This window comes from Tranquillimonas alkanivorans (assembly GCF_900115595.1).
GTDB lineage: Bacteria > Pseudomonadota > Alphaproteobacteria > Rhodobacterales > Rhodobacteraceae > Tranquillimonas > Tranquillimonas alkanivorans.
The window spans coordinates 12,125-28,688 of sequence record NZ_FOXA01000036.1 but is presented as its reverse complement, the minus strand read 5'-3'; the positions used below and the strand labels follow the sequence as shown (position 1 = coordinate 28,688).

The following is a 16,564-nucleotide window of genomic DNA, read 5'->3' as shown; positions in this document are numbered from 1 at the left end:
CCTCCAGTTCCTTGAGCCGCTTCAGTTGATCGCGGCTCATGCCGCCATACTGCCTGCGCCAGCGGTAGTAGCTCTGCTGCGTGATGCCGACCTGGCGCGCTGCATCACCGACCGATAGTCCTTGGCCTTGCAGAACTTCAACCTGCCGCAGCTTCAAGACGATGTCCTCGGGCTTCTCTCGCTTCCCAGCCATTCTCTGGTCCTCTCCATAACGGGATCATTTTATCCCTGGGGGCGGACCACTCCAGCGGGGGCACTCCACGCGGGCACCCTGGGGCTGGTGAGCGCCGATCCGGGCCAAATCCTCGACACCTCGACGACCATCGCGCCGCTGTCGGACCTGTCCGTTGTACGCGTCGATTTCGCCCTGCCCGAGCGCTACTTCAGCCGTGTGGGGGTCGGACAGGCGGTGGACGTGATCACGCCGGCCTATCCCGACCAGACGTTCCGGGGCGAGGTGACGGTGCGCGCGCCGGTGGTCGAGGACGACTCGCGCAGCTTCATCGTGCGAGCCGAGATCGACAACAGCGACCGGCGGCTCGTGGGCGGCATGTTCGCGCGCACGCAGCTGGTCTTCGACACCTACGACGGGCTGGCCGTGCCCGACGACGCGATCATCAGCGAAGGGACCGCCACCTACGTCTTCACCGTCTCGGACGGCACCGCGACCCGCACCGAGGTGCAGACCGGGGCATCGATGGGGGCCCTGACCGAGATCACGGACGGGCTTTCGGACGGCGCGCAGGTCGTGGTGACCGGCTGGGACGACCTCTCCGACGGCGCCTCGGTCGAGGTGGCCGAGGAGGTGGCGCGCGAGGGGCTGCAATGACGCTGCCCGATCTCTGCCTGCGCCGCCCGGTGCTCGCGACCGTGATGTCGCTGCTCATCGTCATCCTTGGCGCGGCGGCGCTGACACGGATGCCCGTGCGCGAACTGCCTGACACCACCACTGCCGAGGTCACGGTGAGCGTGCCCTATATCGGGGCGGGGCCGGGCGTGGTGGATGCGGAGATCACGACCGTGATCGAGGGCGCGATCTCGACCGTGGCGGGGATCGAGCGCTTCACCACCGAGGCCGAGCTCGGCGGCTCGCGGACCGTGATCACCTTCCGGCAGGGCCGCGACATTGACCAGGCGGCGTCGGACGTGCGGGCGGCGGTGCAGTCGGTCACGGGCGACCTGCCCGACGAGGCCGAGGAACCCGAAATCGAGAAGAACGACAGCCAGGGCGACCCGATCATCTGGATGACGATGACATCGGACCGGATGTCGGCGTCGGACCTGACCGACTATGCCGACCGCTCGGTGGTGGACCGGCTCGAGACCCTGCCCGGCGTGGCCGCCGCCAACATCTACGGCGACCGGCCCTACGCCATGCGCGTCTGGCTGGACCCGGACGCGATGGCGGCGCGCGGCGTGACGGTGAACGAGGTGTCGTCGGCGCTGCGCGATAACAACCTCGAGCTTCCGGCCGGCCAGATCGAGAGCGAGTCGCGCACATACCTGCTGCGCACGCAGACGCGGCTGGACGACGTGGCCGCGTTCGAGGACCTGATCGTCAGCGACCGGGGCGGCGTTCCGGTGCGGCTGGGCGACGTGGCCGAGGTCGAGATCGGGGTGGAGTCCGACGACACGCTGTTCCACTCGAACGGAGAGACCGCGATCGGCATCGGCGTCCTGCGGCAGGCAACCGCGAACACGCTCTCGATCTCGTCGGCGGTGGAAGAAGAGGTCTCGGCCATCCGGTCGGACCTGCCGGCGGGGACGGAGCTGCAAATCACTAGCGACGACGCGGAGTTCATCCGGAACTCGATCCGGCAGGTGCTGACGACGCTTGCCATCGCCGTGGCAATCGTCGTGGCCGTCATCTACCTGTTCCTGACCACGCTGCGCGCGACGCTCGTGCCGGCGGTGACCATCCCCATCGCGCTTCTGGGCGCCTGCGCCGGGATCTGGGCGGCGGGCTTCTCGATCAACATCCTCACGCTCTTCGCGCTGATCCTGGCGATCGGGTTGGTCGTCGACGACGCCATCGTCGTACTCGAGAACATCGAGCGGCGGGTGGAGGAAGGCGACGACCCGCACGAGGCCGCGCGCAAGGGTGCCAACCAGGTGTTCTTCGCCGTCGTCTCGACCTCGGCCACGCTGATCGCGGTGTTCCTGCCGCTGTCCTTCCTGCAGGGCGAGATCGGCAAGCTGTTTACCGAGTTCGGCATCACCCTGGCTATCGCGGTGGCGGTCTCCACCTTCGTCGCGCTGTCGCTGTGCCCGGTCATCGCCGCGCGCGTGCTGACCGAGGGGATGAGCGAGGGCCGCTTCGCGCGGATGGTCCACAGCGCGACGGCGCGGCTTTCGGACGGCTACCGGCGCGCGCTGACACGCGCCGTCGGAGCGCCTGCACTGGTGCTGGGGATCGCCGCGTTCCTCAGCGGCATGTCCTGGACGCTCTACCAGCAGCTTCCCTCGCAGCTTACGCCGAACGAGGATCGCGGCACCTTCTTCGTCAGCGTCTCGGCGCCGGCGGGCTCGGCGCTGGGGCTGACGGACGCGGCGGTGCGGCAGGTCGAGGACCTGATTGCCCCTTACCGCGAAGACGGCACGGTCGAGGACGTCATCTCGATCGTCGGCCATTACGGAGAGGAGGGGCGCGCCTTCATCGTCGCCACGATGGCCCCGTGGGGCGAGCGGGAGATGGGCCCGCGCGACGTCATCTCGGAGCTTCGGCCGTCATTCGATCAGATCACGCTTGCCGGCGTCCAGTCCTTTGCGCCGTCGGGGCTGGACGCGGGCGGCGATTCCGGCCTCGGGATCATCGTCACCGCGCCGAGCTTCGAGCAGGTGGCGGAGTATTCTGCGCGCCTCGCCGACCGCCTGCGCGAGAACGGCGACATCGTCGGGGTCCGCCGCGCCTACGAGGTGAACACGCCGGGCTACGACATCCGGGTGAACCGCGACCTCGCGCGCCAGATCGGGGTCGACGCCCGCGCCGTGTCCGACAGCGTACGCACCTTCTTCGCCTCGGCGGACGTGACGGATTTCATCCGGCGCGACCGCCAGTACCCCGTGCTGCTCCAGGCGCCGGAGGAGGCGCGCGCGGCACCGGAGGACCTGCGCAGCCTCTACATCCGCAGCGAAAGCGGCGACCTGGTGCCGCTCGACAGGCTGGTCGAGCTTGAGCGGCGCGCCTCGGTCCGGGCGTTCAACCGGTTCGATCGCCAGCCCTCGGTCGAGATCTCGGCGTCGCTGGCCGACGGCGTGGACCTCGGCTCGGCCATCGGGACAGTCGAGCGGATCGCGGACGAGCTGCCGTCGCAGATGCAGATCTCGTGGTCCGGGCAGGCCGAAAGCTACCAGGAGACGTCGGGCGGCATCCTGATCACCTTCAGTCTCGCGCTGCTCGTCGTGTTCCTCGTGCTCGCCGCGCAATTCGAAAGCTTCATCCAGCCGGTCATCATCTTGCTGTCCGTGCCGCTGGCGGTGGCGGGGTCGCTGATGACGCTGTTCGTGCTGGACGAGCCCGTGAACATCTACTCCCAGGTCGGGATGGTCATGCTGATCGGCCTGATGGCGAAGAACGGGATCCTGATCGTCGAGTTCGCCAACCAGCTGCGCGAAGACGGGCGCGCGGTGCGAGACGCGGTGATCGAGGCGTCGGCGGTTCGGCTTCGGCCAATCCTGATGACGGTGATGTCCACCGTCCTCGGCGCGGTCCCGCTTGTCCTGTCCAGCGGCGCGGGCGCCGAAAGCCGCTTCTCGATCGGCATCGTCATCATCGGCGGCTACCTGGGCGCGTCGCTGCTGACCCTGTTCCTGACGCCGGTCCTGTACGATCTGCTCCAGCGCGATGCGACGCGTGCAGAGGTTGCTGCGTCGTAGCCCTGCCCTGCCCGTCCGCCGCTTCGCCCTCTCGGCCTCACGGACATCACTGCGGCGCTGCCGAGCCCGCCTGTCGGTCATGACCGCCTTGGGCCGAGGCAGGTCGGACAGAGGTGAGGAGCGGACCGGGCGCACCCGGATACGCCGTGCTACCTCTCTATCGGTACGCCCGCTCGATACGGTCGAAGGCGCCCAAGGCATGATCCTCCCGAAAATACGCGTGATCCGTGGAGAGCCGGTCTGCCGCTTCCTCGGCGAATTCGACGATGTCCGAAACGAACAGCGGTCGCGGGCTTGCGGCGGCGACGATCGAGGGCTCGACGTCGTAGTCTATCCGGCCCAGCTCGTCGGAAAGCGCGTGTGCCTGCGCCAGTGCCGCGCCGCAAACCTCGGCGTAGTCCTTCCAGGTCCTGCCGCTCAGCTCGTCGAGGTCGATGTCGTCGCGGAACGGCGCACGCTCCCGCGTCATGTAGCTTTGCCCCCAGACGGTCGCCGCGCCATAGAAGATGTCGCCGTGAGCGAGTTGCACGGCCTGACCGTGGGCGATCCGGTCGGCCTTTCCCCCGGCCTTGAAGTCCGACGGCGGCGTCAGCCCGTCAAGGGCGGAGCGGCGAGCGCGCTTGAACTCAATGATCAGGTCGTCGGTCGCGTTCTTCGACGGGCCCTCGATCAGGACGTAGTAGCGCGGCAGGCCCAGCGACGCCGTCCCTTCGCCGTGCCGCACGCAGACATCCTTGACCTTTAGCGTTCCCGCCCGTTCGGACGGCTCGATGCCCTTTTCCTTTGCCAAGGCATCGATCGCCTTTTGGAAGGTCGCGATCTCGCCCGACAGCGGCTGGAGTTCATCGCCCGGCCCGAAGCCGCGGCCGGACGGTTTCAGGTAGTCATCCCACAGCCAGGTGCGGCGCTCCTCCCAGGCCTCGTCGAACAGGCGCCTGATGACCTTGGGCGAGTTGTCCATCCGGTAGTCGTCGTTCCGCTCTGTCGCACGCTCGGCGTAGCTCTGCATCGCGTCGAGGTATCCCTCGACGAAGCGCGCGATGACCTTGCGGCGCTTCTTGCGCTTCATGCCGGCAATCTCGCCTGCGGCGATCCAGAACCCCGTGGCGCCGCGCTTCATGTCCCAGGTGAATGGGGCATAAACCGCCTCGTCGAAGTCGTTGACGCCGAAGATCGGCGCGCCGTGCCGGTCCGGCATCACGCCGAAGTTCTCCGGATGCACATCGCCGAGCGCCATGACCGTCGGCATCCCGGCATCCTGTCCCACCATGTCGCGGTAGAAGAGAAGCGCGGTGCCGCGAAAGAACTTGTAGAAGTCTCCGGACAGCTCGTCGAACTTCACGCGAGCGCCGAAGGACCGTTGTTCGATCCGCGAGGCGTGATCCTCGCGCAGCGTGGCGCGCACATGTGCGCGTCGCGCGTGACCCCGCAACAGAAGCGGGGGGAACAGTTCCTCGCCACTCGCAACGCGCTTGGCCAGGGCACGAAAGCTTTCGACGCGGCCTTCGGCGATCCAAGACGATGGAATGTCCTCAGCCTCGGGAGGCCTCTCCTGCGGCTTCTTTTTCTGCGCCATTCAAGTCCTCGCGAAAGTACTGCCAACGCTTCCCGGTCCACGCTGTTCCGGCTCGCCCCCGGTCCACCGCCGCAACATCGTGTGGCTGACGCCGTCCATGCGCGAACTCCAGACGCGCGACATCACCTTCACGGTGACGTGGTAGCTCGACGCGGTCCGCCGCGACGGCAACGAGCTGCTCGCCCTCCTCGGCAGCGACTACGGCGGCGCCAGGTGCGAGCGGCGGGTGGATCAGGTTATCGTCAACCACGGCACGCGCCCGCTCGACGACGTCTATTCCGAACTCCGACCCGGATCGCTGAACCTTGACGAGGTGGATTACGAGGCGCTGGTCGCAGGCCGCCCGCAGGACGTGGCGCGCAACCAGGACGGCACCTACCAGCTCTTCCGCATCGGCGACGCCGTCGCCGCGCGCAACACCCACGCCGCGATCTACGACGCGCTGCGGCTCGTGAAGGCGGCGTGAGGCGATCCGCGGCGAGCGGAGTGCCGTCCGCTCGCCCGGCTCGTAACCCCGGCCTGCCGTCGCGCGCGACGGCTGGTGGACCTCGTGCCCGAGTGCATCCCCTCGCCGCAGCCCTTCTACCTGCGCGTACATCCCCGCGCCTCGGCCGAGGCGCGTCTGTTCGGAGACTGGATCGTCGCCGCCCACCGCTGGACGGACGGCCCGCTCACGACGCGCGGCGCAGGCCTCCTTCGGCGGCGTCGGTGGGGACGAGCGCCTTGACCACCTCGCGCATGGACAGGACGCCCACCTGTTCGCCGTCGCGCGCGACGCGGTAGGACAGCGTCGTGTCGCCCTGCGACTTGGCGATGACCGACTCGAGCGTGGCGTCGGGGGCCACGGTGCCGGCCAGGCCGCCGGGGTCGGCCGACGTCTTCTCCATCACCGTCCGGGCGCGCAGCACGCGGGCGCGGTTGATGTCCGAGATGAAGTCCACGATGTAGGGATCGTTGGGATGCATCAGGATGTGCTGCGGCTCGCCCTGCTGGATCACCTCGCCGTCCTTCAGGATCACCAGGTGGTCCGCCAGCTTCAGCGCCTCGTCCAGGTCGTGGGTGATGAAGACGATGGTCTTCGCCAGTTCGCGCTGAAGCTCGATCAGCAGGTCCTGCATGTCGGTGCGGATCAGCGGGTCGAGGGCCGAGAACGCCTCGTCCATCAGCATGATGTCCGAGTTCGAGGTCAGCGCCCGCGCAATGCCCACGCGCTGCTGCATCCCGCCCGAAAGCTGGTGCGGATACTGCCCCCCCTGCCCCTCGAGCCCGACGCGGTCGAGCCACTTCGTCGCCTCGGCCTCGTAGTCGCGCGGGCGCGCGCCCTCGACGATCAGCGGCGTGGCGGCGTTCTCCAGCACCGTGCGGTGCGGCAGCAGGGCGAACTTCTGGAACACCATCGACATGTTCTCGCGCCGCAGCCTGCGCAGCTTGGCCTCGGAATAGTCCATGATGTTCTCGCCGTTCACGATCACCTCGCCGTCGGTGGGGTCGATCAGGCGGTTGAGGTGGCGGATCAGCGTGGACTTGCCCGAGCCGGACAAGCCCATGATCACGGTGATCTCGCCGGGCTGCATGTCGACGTTGATGTCACGCAGGCCCAGCACGTGGTGGTGGGTCTCGAGCAGCTCGGACTTGCCCATGCCCGCCTTGACGTGTTCGAGCGCGCGCTTCGGCGTCGCGCCGAAGATCTTGTAGAGATGACGGATCGAGATCTTGGGATCGGCCATGTCGCCCTCCTCAGTGCTTCTGCGCGGCGTTGACGCGCGCGAGCGCCGCCTTGGTGGAGCGGTCGAGGATGACCGCGAGGAGCACGATGCCCAGCCCCGAGACGAGGCCCACGCCCAGCTCGAGGTTGCGGATGCCGCGCAGCACCAGCACGCCGAGACCCGGCGCCGAGACGAGCGAGGCGATCACCACCATGGCAAGGCTCATCATGATCGTCTGGTTCACGCCGGCCATGATGTTGGGCAGCGCCAGCGGGATCTGCACGCCGTAGAGCTTCTGGCGCTTGGTCATGCCGAAGGCGTCGGCGGCCTCGATCACCTCCTTGTCCACCAGCCGGATGCCGAGGTTCGTCAGGCGGACCACCGGCACGATGGCGTAAAGGATGATGGCGATACCATAGAGCTTGGGCTCGGTCACCGAGAACAGGAAGATCAGCGGGATCAGGTAGACGAAGGGCGGCAGCGTCTGCAGCATGTCCAGCACCGGGATCATGGCGTTCTGCAGCTTGTCGGAGCGCGACATGGCGATGCCGATGGGCACGCCCAGAAGCACGCAGATCAAGGCGCAGACGGTGATCACCGCCAGCGTCTGCATGGCGTAGTCGTAGTAGTCGATGAAGGCCAGCGCGGCGAGCGATCCGGCCACGAAGGCCACCAGCCCGGCCGAGCGGCTGACGAACCAGATCACGATGGCCAGAAGCGGGATCATCACCCACCACGGCGTCGCCTGGAAGGCCAGCAGCGCGTATTCCAGCGCCCAGCTGAGCGGCTGGGTTACGGGATCGAGCACGTAGCTCAGCGCATCCTTGACGTCGAGAAAGCCCTGCTCGAGCCCGCGCGTCACCTCGCGCGACTGCGGAAAGGCCTCGCACGCGTCGTTGAGCGCGTCCATCGACGGAAACGGCAGGTCCCAGATCGAGCGGTCGGGTGTCCCGCCCCCGCTCTGGCCGATGAGGTCGGCCATTGACAGCGGGGCGGCGTCTCCGCCCGCTCCCTCGCACCAGTCGCGCAGGCCCAGAGTGTCGAACACCCAGTCGTAGGTCGCCATGTGCTTCGTCCCGTTGTTCTTGTGGTGTCCTCGCCGCCCGGGGCGGCGAGGAAAAGTCGGCAGGGGGCGGCCGGCGCCCCCTGCCCGGTCAGCGGCTTACTGCTGAAGCACCTGCTGCAGGTTCTCCTGCGCGCTCTCGTTCAGCCAGTCGCCCCAGATGTCCTGGTAGTTGGTCAGGAAGTAGACGGCGCCCTCCTCGCCCGAGGCGGAGTTGTCGTCCATCCAGCTCAGGACCGAGTTCATCACGTCGGTCGGGAAGGTCATCTGCGACAGGAACTCGACCAGCTCGGGGTGGCTCTCGGCGAACTCGTTGGTCACGGCGGTCTTCACCGGCGCGGGCGGGAACGAGGTGCGGCCGACGTCGGTGGCGTCGGGGTTCTGCGCGGCCTCGTGCGCCTCCTGGTCATACTCGCCCATGTCGACCTGGACCATGTCATAGCGGCCGATCACCGCCGTCGGGGCCCAGTAATAGCCGAACCACGGCTCCTCGTTCTCGTAGGCCGAGGCGATCGAGGTCGCCAGCGTTTCGCCCGAGCCGTGGTTGAAGACCTCGATGCCGGCCTCCTCGACACCGAAGACGGGCAGCAGGTTGTCGTTGAACACCCGGCAGCCCCAGCCCTCGGGGCAGTTGTGGAAGCGCCCGCCGACCAGCTCGGGGTTCTCGAGCACGCCCTCGATGGTGGTCAGCTCGGGATGCTCCTCGGCCAGGTAGGCCGGGATCCACCAGGCGTCGACGCCGCCGGGATCGAGCACGGCGCCCAGTTCCCGGATGCGGCCCTCTTCCTTCAGGCGCTCATAGACGTTGCCGGTGGCGTTGGTCCACAGCTCGGTCACGATGTCGGGCTCGTTGTTCTCGGCCACCGAGGTCACGGCCGGCACGGTGTCGGACGGCACGATCGAGACGTCGCAGCCATAGCCCTGCTCGAGGATGAAGTTCGCCACGTTGGTGACGACCGAGGCCGAGGCCCAGTTCATCTCGGTGATCGACACCTCGCCACAGCTCGCGTCGCCCTGCGCGAAGGCGGGCGCGGCGAGAAGCGTGAAGGCGGTGGTAAGCGTCAGCTTTTTCATCGGCATCCTGTTTTCTTTTTCCTGCGCCGGGAGCAAAAGCGGCACCGCACCGGCAGAAGCACCGGCGGATCGCCATTCGCATAATTGCTGGCCCGGCATGCGTGGGCGGCGAACCTAACGGCGGATGGCCGCCGATGAAACCCGGAAATCCGGACTCAAACACGCTCATCCGCATCCGCCAACGGGACGGAGCCGTTCGCCTGCGCCCGGCCGCGGCCAGGGCGCCTCGCCAACGGCGCGGGCTGGTGCGACACCGGGTTCACAGCCCTCCCGCGCGAGCGGAGCTAAGGCAACCGAGCGGGCCGAATGCGGCGAGAGGACCGGCGTAATCACCCTCCTGCACCTCGCGTTCGACTCAGAGCGCGGGCGTCCGTGCGCTTGGCCGGGTCACCGCCAGGGAAGAATTGGGCCCCGTCGCTTAACCAGACGGAATAGCCGCGGAACGAGTTCCCGGGCAAACGCTCGGGGCCCATCCTGCAGAGCAGGAAAGGCCCCAGCAGGGCGGCCTCGTAAGAGCGCAGGGGTTAGCGCCCGTTTTCCTTCCGCCAGGCCTCAAACCGCTCGCGGTGTTCGTCCTCGGTGCAGGGATAGAGGCCGATGATCGTCTCGCCGTCCTTGACGCGCTCGATCACGAAATCCTCGTAGGCGGTCATCTCCACCGCCTCGTCGGCGACCTCGTTCGCGATCTCGGCCGGGATGACGATGACGCAGTCGTCGTCGCCCACGATCACGTCGCCCGGGAACACCGGCGCGTCGCCGCAGCCGATCGGGCCGTTGATCTCGATCGCCTCGTTGGTGGTCAGGTTCGTGGGGCTTGAGGGCCGCGTGTGATAGGCCGGGATGTCGAGCCCTCCGATGGTCGCCGCGTCGCGGAAGCCGCCGTCGGTGACCACGCCCGCCCCGCCGCGCTTCATCAGGCGGGTGATCAGGATGTCGCCGGCAGAAGCCGCGGTCGCGCTCTTGCGGCTGTCCATGACCAGCACGTGGCCCTCGGGGCAGGTCTCGATCGCGACGCGCTGGGGGTGCTCGGGATTGCGGAACTCGGACAGCTGGTTGCGGTCCTCGCGCGCGGGCATGTAGCGCAGGGTGAAGGCGGGGCCCACCATGTTGCGGCCCTTGGGCGCGACGGGGTGCACGCCCTGGATCACCTGATTGCGCAGGCCCCGCTTGTAGAGCGCTGTGGCCAGCGTCGCCACCGAGACGCCCGTCAGTTTCCGGCGCGTGTCTTCGTTCATGGTCGTCCTCACCTCGGGTTTTTCGGGCCGCTCGCCTTGCTCGAGCGGCTCCTGATTTTCACGGCAGGCTTCAGATCAGCCCGTTCTTTGCCAGGAAGTCGCGCATCTTCGCCTGTTGCGCCTCGGTCAGCGGCCAGGCCGAGGGCGGCCGCGTGGGACCGCAATCCTGCCCCAGCGCCTGCAGTGCGGCCTTCACGCCGGTGACGTTGGTGCCGTTGAGCTCTTCGGCGCGGATGTCCTCGAAGGCGCGCATCCCGGCGATCAGCTCGCGTGCCTTGCCGTAGTCCGAGGCCTCGAGCGCGGCGTGGATCGCCATGGACCGCTCGGGCCAGACGTTGATCAGGCCGGACGTGAAGCCCCGCGCGCCGACGGCGTAGAACGGCGGCGCCCAGACCTCGGCCAGGCCGCCGACCCAGGTGATCGACGGATCGCAGGCCGCGATTGCCTCGGCCAGGCGCAGCGGGTTCGGTGTCGCCCACTTCACGCCCTTCACGCCGGGCAGCGCGCAGAGCGCCTCGATCCCCTTCGTGCCGATGGCGTCGTTGCGCAGGTAGAGCATGATCGGCAGCCCGCCCGAGGCGTCGCTGACAGCCTTCACGTAATCCACTGTCCCGCGCGGCGCGACGAACGGGTCGGGCGGCTGGTGGATCATCAGAGCCGTCGCCCCGGCGTCGGCCGAGGCCTTGGCCAGCCGGCAGGCGTCGCGGATACCGCGCCCGACGCCGGCCAGAAGCGGCGCGCGCCCGTCGATCAGCCCGGCCACCTCGCGCACCATGGTGCAGGCCTCGTCGGTGGTCAGGGCATAGAACTCGCCCGTGTTGCCGTTGACGACCGCCATGTGCACGCCCGCGCCGAGTGCCCGGTCGAGGATCGGGGCAAGCTTGGCCGGCGCGATGTCGCCCGCCTCGTCGTAAGGCGTCACGAGGATGCCGGAGATGCCCGCGAGGGCGGTGTCGAGGTCGTGTGCCATGTTCCGCTCCTCAGAAGATGTCGGGTTCGCCTGCCGCCCGGCCGAAGCCGCGCTCGAGGTAGTCGAAGTCGCAGCCCTTGTCGGCCTGCGTCACGTGGCGCGAAAACATCCAGCCGTAGCCCCGCTCGAACCGCGGCTCGGGCGGTGTCCAGGCGGCGCGGCGGCGTTCGAGCTCTTCCTCGTCCACCAGCATGTCGAGCCGGCGGTTCGGCAGGTCGAGCCGGACGGTGTCGCCCGTCCGCAAGAGCGCCAGCGCCCCCCCGACGAAGGACTCGGGCGCAACGTGCAGGACGCAGGCGCCGTAGGAGGTGCCCGACATCCGCGCGTCCGAGATGCGCAGCATGTCGCGGTGGCCCTGCTTGATCAGCGCCTTCGGGATCGGGAGCATCCCCCATTCGGGGAAGCCCGGCCCGCCCTGCGGCCCCGCGTTGCGCAGGACCATGACGTGGTCGGGCGTGATGTCGAGCGTCTCGTCGTCGACCGCCTTCTTCATTTCGGGATAGCTGTCGAAGACCAGCGCCGGGCCCTCGTGGACGTGGAACTTCGGATCGCAGGCGGCGGGCTTGATCACCGCCCCGTCCGGACAGAGGTTGCCGCGCAGCAGCGCCAGCGAGCCCTCGTGGTAGACCGGGTTCGACAGCGGGCGGATGACGTCGTCGTTGTAGACCTCGGCCCCCTCCAGGCACTCGCCCAGCGTTTTGCCGGTGACGGTGACGCAGGAGGTGTCGAGCCGCTCCTCGATCTGCTTCATCAGCGCGCGCAGGCCACCGGCATAGAAGAAGTCCTCCATCAGGTACTCCTTGCCGGCGGGGCGGACGTTGGCGATCAGCGGTGTGGTGCGGCCGAGTTCGTCGAGGTCGTCAAGCGTGAAGTCGACACCGGCCCGGCGCGCCATGGCGATCAGGTGGACGACGGCGTTGGTCGAACAGCCGGTCGCCATCGCGACGATGGCGGCATTGCGCACGGCGGCATCGGTGACGATGCGCTCGGGGCCGAGGTCTTCCCACACCATCTCGACGATGCGGCGGCCACAGGCGGTCGACATGCGCTGGTGACCTGAGTCGGCGGCCGGGATCGAGGACGCGCCGGGCAGCGTCAGGCCCATCGCGTCGGTGATCGCCGTCATGGTCGAGGCGGTGCCCATGGTCATGCAGGTGCCGACAGAACGGGCTATGCCGCCCTGGATGCCCAGCCATTCCTCGTCTGTGATGTTGCCGGCGCGGCGCTCGTCCCAGAACTTCCAGGCGTCCGAGCCCGAACCGAGGATGCGGCCGGCGTAGTGCCCGCGCAACATCGGCCCGGCGGGCAGATAGATCATCGGCACGCCCGCGGTCAGCGCGCCCATGACGAGGCCGGGCGTGGTCTTGTCGCAGCCGCCCATCAGCACCACGCCGTCGAGCGGGTGCGAGCGGATCATCTCTTCGGTCTCCATCGCCAGCATGTTGCGGTAGAGCATGGAGGACGGCTTGGTGAAGCTTTCGTCCACCGACAGCGACGGCATCTCGACGGCGAAGCCGCCCGCCTGCGCCACGCCGCGTTTCACGTCCTGCGCCCGTTCGCGGAAATGGCCGTGACAGGAGTTCAGCTCCGACCAGGTGTTCAGCACGCCGATGATCGGCTTGCCGCGGAAATCCTCCTCGTCATAGCCGAGCTGCATCATCCGCGACCGATGCCCGAAGCTGCGCAGGTCGTCGGGCGCGAACCAGCGCGCGCTGCGCAGCGTCTCGGGTGTCTTTCCTGTCGACTCGCCCATCGGTGCCTCCCGTCGTACTGACCTCACTGAGCATCGTGTATGCGTAGTCATCGTCGCATGTCAACGCGACTGGGGATCACAAGCGTTAGCAGCCCCACGAAATTCGTGCCCGTTGACAGCTCATCCGACTCATGTTGAAAGATCATGCATGCGCATTCACGCCGATGCGTACCGGACGGAGGAGATGTCCGGGTCTGCACACCCCGGCCCCATGGCCGGACGAACGGGAGGACACCCATGAAGTTTACTCGCAGAACGATTCTGGCCGCGGCCAGCGCCACGGCCCTGCTGGCCCAGCCTTTCGCCGCCGCGGCGCAGGAACTGCCGGGCAACGTGCGCCTCGTGATCGGATCGACCTCGACCGGCGGCGACACCTACCAGAACTCGTCCATCGTCGCCGACGCCCTGTCCGAGCACCTGGGGATCAACATCAAGGTCGACGCCGTCGGCGCGACAGAGGCGTTCAAGGCCCTCGACCGCGACAGCCGCGGCACCACGCTGATGATCTTCCACGACCAGTCGTACCTGGGGAACCTCTACGGCGTGCGCGGCTACCAGGACATCTTCGAGAACTACACCGTCGGCCCGACCGTCGCGATCAACCCGGGCAACGCGTACCTCGTCCCCAAGGACAGCCCCTATCAGTCGATGGACGACATCCTGACGGCGGCCGAGAACGGCGAGCGCGTGCGCGTCGCGATCCAGCCCGGCGGCGTGTCCGAGATCGGCTTCTCGGCCATGAAGAACGCGGCCCGCGTCCGCGCGCCGGGATCGGAAGAGAACATCGTCGCCGTCAACACCGGCTCGCAGTCGGACAAGAACCAGGCGATGTGGGACGATCTGGCCGACGTCATCAACGGCTCGATCCAGGCCAACGAACAGTTCACGCAGCTGCCCGAGGACGACCAGAAGGCGATGGAGTTCGTGTGGATCACCGCGCGTCCCTCGACGCTCGAGCAGGCGCCGGCCGAAGGCATGGGCGACACCACGCGCGACGAGCTGCTGCAGTACGCCAGCCCCGAGACCAGCGTTACGCTCGACGGAGAGCAGGACTTCACCTTCGACAAGGAGTTCTTCTTCCTCTTCAACCCTGAGATGGACCCGGCCATCGTCGAGCAGATCGACACCGCGCTGACCGAGATCTTCGAGGCGGGTGAGATCCAGGAGCGTCAGAAGGCGTCGTTCTTCATCCCGAACTTCCTGCCCTCGGACGAGGCGCGCGAGCATCTTCAGAACAAGCGCGGCACCTACGAGCAGGTGATCGAAGAGATCTCGACCGAGTCCTGATCTCCTGACATCAACGGCCCGGCTGCTCGGCCGGGCCGCACCCACCGCAGGGAGGAAACGTGATGGGTGACCTCACGCAGGTGACGATTGACTTCGAGACGTCGCATCTCGTCTTTCCGACAATCATCGGCATCATGCTGGCCCTTCTGGGCCTCGCCATCCTGATCACTCGCCGCCACGAGATCGCGCATGCGGGCGCGCACTGGCGCGGCGTGTTCGACCGGATGGACAAGGTTCGGTTCCTCGGGACCATCGGGCTTACGGTGCTCTATTTCTCGCTGATGGTGCCGGTGGGCAACGTCTGGCCGAACACCGGCCTCGGCTTCCTGATCTGCTCGATCCCCTATGTCCTGCTGACGGGCCTGCTGTTCATGCACGACCGCCGTCCGCGCAAGACGATCCCGGTGGTCGTCACGGCGCTCGTCGCGCCCACGCTGGTGTGGTGGCTGTTCACCGACCTCTTCTTCCTGACGCTGCCCTGACCGGCCCCGCGCGGAGAGACCCATGGAATTCTTCGACCTCGTCACGCCGCTGTTCCTGGCCCTGATCGTCGGCGGCACCTTCGTCGGCGTCGTGTTCGGCGCCATTCCCGGCATGACCGCCACGATGGCCGTCGCCGTCTGCCTGCCGCTGACCTACTCGCTGGGGCTGGAGAACGGGCTCGCCCTGCTTCTGGGCCTCTATGTCGGCGGCATCTCGGGTGGACTGGTCCCGGCGATCCTGCTGGGCATTCCCGGCACGCCCTCCTCGATCACCACCACCTTCGACGGCTATCCGATGAGCCAGAAGGGTGAGGGCGAGAAAGCGCTCAGGATCGGCATCTGCGCCTCGTTCGTGGGCGGCATCATCAGCCTCGCCGCGCTCTACCTCTTCGCGCCGGCACTCGCGGATTTCGCGATCCGCTTTTCGTATGTCGAGAAGTTCCTGATCATCCTGTTCGCCCTGACGGTGATGGGCGCGCTGTCCAACAGCATGCTGCTGGGCATCTTCTCGGGCTTTCTGGGCATTTTCATCAGCCTGATCGGCGTCTACGACATCTCGGACGGCGGCAACGGCGAGATCCGCCTGGTGCCGCCGGGGACCGAGTACTGGCTTGAAGGCGGCTTCGCGCTCCTGCCTGTGCTGATCGGTCTCTTCGGCCTCGCCGCCATTCTTGAGGAGGCCGAGCGCGGCGTGCCCGAGGGGCATTCGGCAGACACCGTGAAGCTTGGGAAGTCGTCGAGCTTCTCCTTCTCGGTCTTCCGCGGCCAACTGGTCAATCTCGTGCGCTCGTCCGGCATCGGCACCTTCGTGGGCATCCTGCCCGGCGTCGGCGGCTCGGCGGCGTCGATCCTGGCCTACTCGAACGCCAAGACCTTCTCGAAGAAGCCCGAGAGCTTCGGCAACGGCGAACCCGAAGGGCTGATGGCGTCCGAGGCGGGCAACAACGGCCTGACCGGCGGCGCGCTCGTCCCGCTCCTGTCGCTGGGCATCCCCGGCGATTCCACCACTGCGCTGCTGATCGGCGCCTTCACGCTGCAGGGCATCCAGGTCGGGCCGCTTTTCATCGGCAACAACCCCGAGACCTGGAACGCGATGATCTTCGCGATGGTGATCGCCAACATCGCCATGTTCGCGATGATGTACTTCGCGATCCGCTACTTCGCGATGGTCGTGACCGTACCCAAGCACGTCCTGTTCCCCATCATCCTCATGATGTGCGTGATCGGCGCCTACACGATCAACTACGGCATCATGTTCGACGTCTGGACGCTTCTGATCTTCGGCCTGTTCGGCTGGCTGGTCGTGAAGCTGCGGCTGGAGGTGGCGCCTTTCATCATCGGCTTCATTCTCGGCCCGTCCGCCGAGGTCTACTTCATCAAGAGCCTCGAGTCCTTCGGCGACCTGACCATCTTCTTCACCAAGAGCTGGATCGCCATGGTCCTGTGGGTGCTGATCGCGGGCTCGGTCATCGGCTCGGTCATGCTGTCGCGCAAACGCCGGACCGCGACGGAACAGCCGGCATGAGTTGCGAAGCCGTGCCG

The 16,564-nt window shown here is 67.5% G+C and carries 13 protein-coding genes and 1 pseudogene; 6 read left to right on the top strand and 8 right to left on the bottom strand.

Features of this window, described 5'->3' with window-relative positions; translation table 11 throughout:
• Positions 1-193, bottom strand: a 193-nt coding sequence (locus BM162_RS20055; protein WP_143096241.1) for a transposase, incomplete at its 3' end; no start/stop codon positions are given.
• Here BM162_RS20055 and BM162_RS20050 point away from each other — a divergent pair.
• Both BM162_RS20050 and BM162_RS20045 read left to right on the top strand, forming a co-directional pair.
• Positions 122-829: an efflux RND transporter periplasmic adaptor subunit gene (locus BM162_RS20050; protein WP_093425436.1), complete on the top strand. Its 708-nt coding sequence runs from the start codon at positions 122-124 to the stop codon at positions 827-829. The genes BM162_RS20055 and BM162_RS20050 overlap by 72 nt on opposite strands.
• Entirely contained in the window at positions 826-3,876 is a 3,051-nt protein-coding gene (locus tag BM162_RS20045; protein ID WP_093425435.1) for an efflux RND transporter permease subunit, read from the top strand. The genes BM162_RS20050 and BM162_RS20045 overlap by 4 nt, the downstream gene beginning before the upstream one ends.
• Positions 3,877-4,033: 157 nt before the next feature.
• Here the strand turns inward: BM162_RS20045 and BM162_RS20040 are convergent, their stop codons facing one another.
• The gene (locus BM162_RS20040) at positions 4,034-5,452 is read right to left on the bottom strand and encodes a DUF2252 domain-containing protein (protein ID WP_093425433.1); all 1,419 of its coding nucleotides are present in this window, start codon (positions 5,450-5,452) and stop codon (positions 4,034-4,036) included.
• A 37-nt stretch (positions 5,453-5,489) separates the two neighbouring features.
• Here BM162_RS20040 and BM162_RS20035 point away from each other — a divergent pair.
• Positions 5,490-5,918: pseudogene (locus BM162_RS20035) on the top strand (N-methylproline demethylase); the annotation flags it as partial.
• 205 nt (positions 5,919-6,123) lie between these two features.
• On the opposite strand, the gene BM162_RS20025 reads toward BM162_RS20035, so the two are convergent.
• The 6 genes from BM162_RS20025 to araD form a co-directional block, all read right to left on the bottom strand.
• Positions 6,124-7,179, bottom strand: coding sequence for a quaternary amine ABC transporter ATP-binding protein (locus BM162_RS20025; RefSeq protein ID WP_093425430.1), 1,056 nt, complete (start codon positions 7,177-7,179; stop codon positions 6,124-6,126).
• Between the two features lie 10 nt (positions 7,180-7,189).
• Positions 7,190-8,224 carry an ABC transporter permease gene (locus BM162_RS20020; protein WP_093425428.1) on the bottom strand — a complete coding sequence of 345 codons (1,035 nt, stop codon included), beginning with the start codon at positions 8,222-8,224 and terminating at the stop codon, positions 7,190-7,192.
• Positions 8,225-8,320: 96 nt separating this feature from the next.
• Positions 8,321-9,295 (bottom strand): ABC transporter substrate-binding protein, encoded by a 975-nt coding sequence (locus BM162_RS20015; RefSeq protein WP_093425441.1) that lies wholly within the window; start codon positions 9,293-9,295, stop codon positions 8,321-8,323.
• 524 nt (positions 9,296-9,819) lie between these two features.
• Positions 9,820-10,530, bottom strand: a complete 711-nt coding sequence (locus tag BM162_RS20010; protein WP_093425426.1) for a ribonuclease activity regulator RraA — start codon at positions 10,528-10,530, stop codon at positions 9,820-9,822.
• A 70-nt stretch (positions 10,531-10,600) separates the two neighbouring features.
• The gene (locus BM162_RS20005; protein WP_093425425.1) at positions 10,601-11,500 is read right to left on the bottom strand and encodes a dihydrodipicolinate synthase family protein; all 900 of its coding nucleotides are present in this window, start codon (positions 11,498-11,500) and stop codon (positions 10,601-10,603) included.
• A 10-nt stretch (positions 11,501-11,510) separates the two neighbouring features.
• The gene (gene araD / locus BM162_RS20000) at positions 11,511-13,253 is read right to left on the bottom strand and encodes an L-arabinonate dehydratase (RefSeq protein WP_093425423.1); all 1,743 of its coding nucleotides are present in this window, start codon (positions 13,251-13,253) and stop codon (positions 11,511-11,513) included.
• 237 nt (positions 13,254-13,490) lie between these two features.
• On the opposite strand from araD, the gene BM162_RS19995 reads away from it, so the two are divergent.
• The 3 genes from BM162_RS19995 (at position 13,491) to BM162_RS19985 (ending at position 16,547) form a co-directional block, all read left to right on the top strand.
• A complete protein-coding gene (locus BM162_RS19995) occupies positions 13,491-14,540 on the top strand; it encodes a type 2 periplasmic-binding domain-containing protein (protein WP_093425421.1) in 1,050 nt (349 codons plus the stop codon).
• Between the two features lie 62 nt (positions 14,541-14,602).
• Positions 14,603-15,022, top strand: a complete 420-nt coding sequence (locus BM162_RS19990) for a tripartite tricarboxylate transporter TctB family protein (RefSeq protein WP_093425419.1) — start codon at positions 14,603-14,605, stop codon at positions 15,020-15,022.
• 22 nt (positions 15,023-15,044) lie between these two features.
• Positions 15,045-16,547 (top strand): tripartite tricarboxylate transporter permease, encoded by a 1,503-nt coding sequence (locus BM162_RS19985; protein ID WP_093425417.1) that lies wholly within the window; start codon positions 15,045-15,047, stop codon positions 16,545-16,547.
• The last annotated feature ends 17 nt before the right edge of the window (positions 16,548-16,564 follow it).